General features: G+C 46.9%; 4 protein-coding genes. All 4 read right to left on the bottom strand.

Going from position 1 to position 3,898, the window contains the following annotated elements:
- Positions 1-183 precede the first annotated feature (183 nt).
- The 4 genes from hisS to KAH81_05705 all read right to left on the bottom strand — a co-directional run bounded on the left by hisS (position 184) and on the right by KAH81_05705 (position 3,739).
- Positions 184-1,506, bottom strand: a complete 1,323-nt coding sequence (gene hisS / locus KAH81_05720) for a histidine--tRNA ligase (GenBank protein MCK5833153.1) — start codon at positions 1,504-1,506, stop codon at positions 184-186.
- Between the two features lie 170 nt (positions 1,507-1,676).
- Entirely contained in the window at positions 1,677-2,027 is a 351-nt protein-coding gene (locus KAH81_05715; GenBank protein ID MCK5833152.1) for a DUF134 domain-containing protein, read from the bottom strand.
- On the bottom strand, positions 2,028-2,891 hold the full coding sequence (locus KAH81_05710; GenBank protein MCK5833151.1) for a (4Fe-4S)-binding protein: 864 nt from the start codon (positions 2,889-2,891) through the stop codon (positions 2,028-2,030).
- Positions 2,888-3,739 (bottom strand): ATP-binding protein, encoded by an 852-nt coding sequence (locus tag KAH81_05705; protein ID MCK5833150.1) that lies wholly within the window; start codon positions 3,737-3,739, stop codon positions 2,888-2,890. The genes KAH81_05710 and KAH81_05705 overlap by 4 nt, the downstream gene beginning before the upstream one ends.
- Between the last annotated feature and the right edge of the window lie 159 nt (positions 3,740-3,898).

Below are 3,898 nucleotides of genomic sequence, written 5' to 3'. Positions count from 1 at the left end.
AATGTTTTTCATAATTACTCGAACTCCCGATCAGAATAAGCGATTGGGCAACGGCGGCTTACGATAATTTCCTCGCCGCGCTCCTAAACCAGACCTCCGAGCAGGCGGAACAAACCGTGGAAATGCCCTTTTTTCATTGCCGTCGGTTGAAACCGACGGAAAAGAGGCGGCAAAGCTAGGAGGTTAATTTTCCTCCAGCTTCCCTACCAACTCCTGCAAGCCCACCTCGGTTTGATTGCCGGTGTGTAGGTCTTTAAGCGAATAGACGCTCCGGGCAAGCTCGTCCTCGCCGAGGATGACCACGAACGGGATTCCCTGCGAGTCGGCATAGGAGAACTGCGCGCCAAGCTTTTTCGGCTCGAGATAAACCTCACACGCGATGCCGCGCTCGCGAAGGCTTCGCGCGAGTTTTATCGATTCGCAAGCTAATCCCTTGTCGAAAAGGGTGATGAGAACCGCGGTCGAGGTCTTGCGTGATTGGATTTTGTCGGCAGATAGCAAGGCCGCGATGATGCGGTCGATGCCTATTGTAATGCCCACCGCCGAGATAGCCGACGATATAGCCGATTTGGAGAAAATGCCGATAAGCTCGTCGTAGCGGCCGCCGCCGGTGAGGCTTCCTATGTGCGGAAGCTCCGGGACAACGCTTTCGTAAATCGTGCCGGTGTAGTAATCGAGACCGCGCGAAAGGGCGAGGTCGAACCGGATGGACTTCATCTCGACACCGAAATCGGTGGCGAATTTCATTACCTCGCGAAGTTCAGCGATTCCTTTTTTAATGCGTTCGTTCGCACCGAATTCGCTCTCGATCTCGTCTATGAGAGCTATCGTTTCGCCGGATTTCAGGATAATCGCCATGAGCCTATTGATATTTTCCGCCGAAAAGCCACTATTCGCAAGCTCTCCACGGACGCCGTCCTCTCCGATTTTATCGAGTTTGTCGATGATTCTGCATACATCCATCTCAACTTCGGTGCTGAAACCGCAGATCTCCATGAGGCCGCGAAGGATCGCGCGGTGGTTTATTCTCGTCACCGCACTCGGGAACCCCAGTTTGTGAAGTAGATCGATGCTTAGCGCAAGCACCTCGCCATCGGCGATGAGTGAGTCGGTGCCGACGATGTCAACATCGCACTGGATGAACTCGCGGAAACGCCCCTGACGCGGCTGTGCGCGTTCTGCGCGCCAAACCTCCTGAATTTGGTAGCGCTTGAAAGGCATTGCCAGCACGCCACGGTTCATCGCAATGACTCGCGCAAGCGGCACTGTGAGGTCGTAGCGCAGGGCGATGCCGTCCTTGTGCTCGATGTTATAGATTAGTCTATCAGCAGAATTGCCATATTTGCCGGCAAGTATCTCTTTATATTCTATCGCAGGCGTGGCAAGCGGCGCAAAACCCCATAGACGAAATGTATTGCGCACTTTGTTTAGAAGCTCCTCGCGGATCAGCATGTCTGCGGGAAGTATGTCGCGCATCCCTCTATATAATCTCGGTTTTATATTCATAAAAAAGCCTCCTATTTTTCAACGGAGGATAATATATAGCCTAAAGCGAAATAATCAAGGAAGGTTTTATTCAAGCGCGATTCGCAACAGATTATCTTCTTACAAGCATAGTTTTATAGAAGGAATTCAGCAGGTTGTGCCCGCAATTTTACGAGCATTTTGGTTAGTAATTACCAGCGCCATTGATGGCCTTTACGTCTTCGATGTTCCGATAATTTAACTTTTCCCGAGGGAATCGCATAGTCCGCACTTTCTATACGTATAGCTTTGCCCTCGATAAGGGCCTCCGTCAAGCGTGTTTGCACGCCTGACAGGATTCTCCCGAGCGTCTGTCGCGAAATACCCATTGCCTCTGCAGCTTGTTCTTGATATAGCCCTTCAATATTAACAAGGCGAAGTGCCTCTAATTCGTCCGATGTAATCGAGATCTCTTTGAGCGCACGCATAGGTAATCCTGCGGGTTTGAAATAATGAAAATCGGGTATTTCCTGAATAAACCTTATTTTTTTTGGACGGGTCATTCATTCTCCCAATAGGGCTAGAATTTTGTTCCAGATAATCCCCATTTCGATAGCATAATCGCCCTCTGGAGCGTATTCTACCATAGTTTTCATTGCTGATTGAGCCTTGTTGGCCATGGGTTCGTAGGGAAGTGCGCCCAAAATTTCTATATTATTATCTTTTGCGAAAGTGCGTAATTCGGCTTCTTTTACCGATGAAATATCGGCCTTATTTATGAGCAAGCCGACAGGAGATTTCAATGTGGATGACAATTCTACTATGCGGCTAACATCGTGCAAACCCGAAATCGTCGGTTCGGCCACTGCGATGGCTAAATCTGTGCCGGTAATCGAGGCGATAACCGGACATCCAATCCCAGGAGGCCCATCGATTATAACACCATGGGCATCTGATTGTTCGGCACGTTTTTCGGCTTTTTCACGAAGAAGAGTAACCAGTTTGCCGGAGTTTTCTGCTCCCGGATAAAGGTAAGCGTCGAAAAAAGGTCCGAATCTGCTTGATCCATCTCGCCAATAACCAATTTCAACCTCTGTTTCGTCGATTGCTCCAAAGTTACAAAGAACTTTACAATATCCGCAGGATTCGCATAAAATGGGATCTATTATATAATGTTCGTCGATTGCTCCATAAGCACATTTATCCCTACAAAGACCACACTGTTTGCAACTGTTTAAATCGATTTTAAAACTTGTCCCCTTGAAAGAGTGTTTACCTTCGATAGTTGGTTGTGCTAATATGCCTAGATTAGGGGAATCTACATCGCAATCGGCGATAACCCAGTTTTTTGAAAGGTATGCTAATGAGGCTGCGACTGTTGTTTTACCACAACCTCCTTTTCCGCCTGTAATAACGATTTTTTTCATAGTTCGACCTGCGAGACGATTTTGTTATTTAAGTTTATAAAAAACTCATGATACTCGGTTAAATATTTAGCGAATAACTTTCCCGAAGAGTATAATTCCGCGATTTTCCTATCGAGAGGAATCTTTCCAAGGATTTTAATGCCTTTTCTAGAGGCGTATGCCTCGATGAGAGGGTCCTCTTGCGCTGTCGAACGATTAATTAATATCCCGGTCGGGATATTAATCTTATCAGCAAGTTCGACTATAGAATTTAAATTAGCGAGTCCAAAAGGTGTGGGTTCAGCTACAAGGAGTAGAAAATCAATTTCGCTAAGCGTTTCTACTACTGAACAAGATGTTCCAGGTGGCGCATCAATTATATTAATCGCATCGAGTTGATAATTATCTTTAACAGCTTGTATAAGTCGGTTCCCCGACAACTCGCCTATGTCGAGCTTGCCGTAAGAGATAAAGAGCCCTTCACTCTCGCCATGTATTACTTTTCCCAAAGTGCGCTCAGATGGTTCTAATGCGCCCGTGGGACAGAGTTCCCAACACGCCCTACAGCCATGACACATCCCTGGATGGATTATGGTTAATTCACCGATATTTATGATAGCGCTGAAACGGCAGACATCTCCACATATTGAACATCCGTTGCACTTTTCTGGAATGAGCTTTGGTATAGGCATACCGATTTCCTGATTAACAATATTCTTCAGATCGAAGAAGAGATGCGCATTTGGTTCCTCGGTATCACAATCGAGGAGCGTCGTTTTCGCTCCACTTTTACAAAGGCAATAAGCCATATTAGTAGCAACAGTGGTTTTTCCGGTTCCACCCTTGCCACTTGCAACTGCAATTTTCATATTTTCCACAAAGAATCGGGCGGGGATTTTTCCCCGCCCATTTGTTTAGCTTTCCAATTCAGAAAGTCGTTTTTTCATTCCCTCGAGCTCGCCCTGAAGGCTATCGATACTGCTTTTAAGCCATGTGGTTTCTTCTTCTTTACTAGGAACCGGCGGTGC

The organism is bacterium (assembly GCA_023145965.1).
Taxonomy (GTDB): domain Bacteria; phylum UBP14; class UBA6098; order UBA6098; family UBA6098; genus UBA6098.
This window is presented reverse-complemented; position numbering and strand designations above follow the sequence as displayed.

Coding starts and splice junctions, on each gene's coding strand:
- hisS (MCK5833153.1), bottom strand. CDS start 1,506: ATGAATATAAAACCGAGATTATATAGAGGGATGCGCGACATACTTCCC.
- KAH81_05715 (MCK5833152.1), bottom strand. CDS start 2,027: ATGACCCGTCCAAAAAAAATAAGGTTTATTCAGGAAATACCCGATTTT.
- KAH81_05710 (MCK5833151.1), bottom strand. CDS start 2,891: ATGAAAAAAATCGTTATTACAGGCGGAAAAGGAGGTTGTGGTAAAACA.
- KAH81_05705 (MCK5833150.1), bottom strand. CDS start 3,739: ATGAAAATTGCAGTTGCAAGTGGCAAGGGTGGAACCGGAAAAACCACT.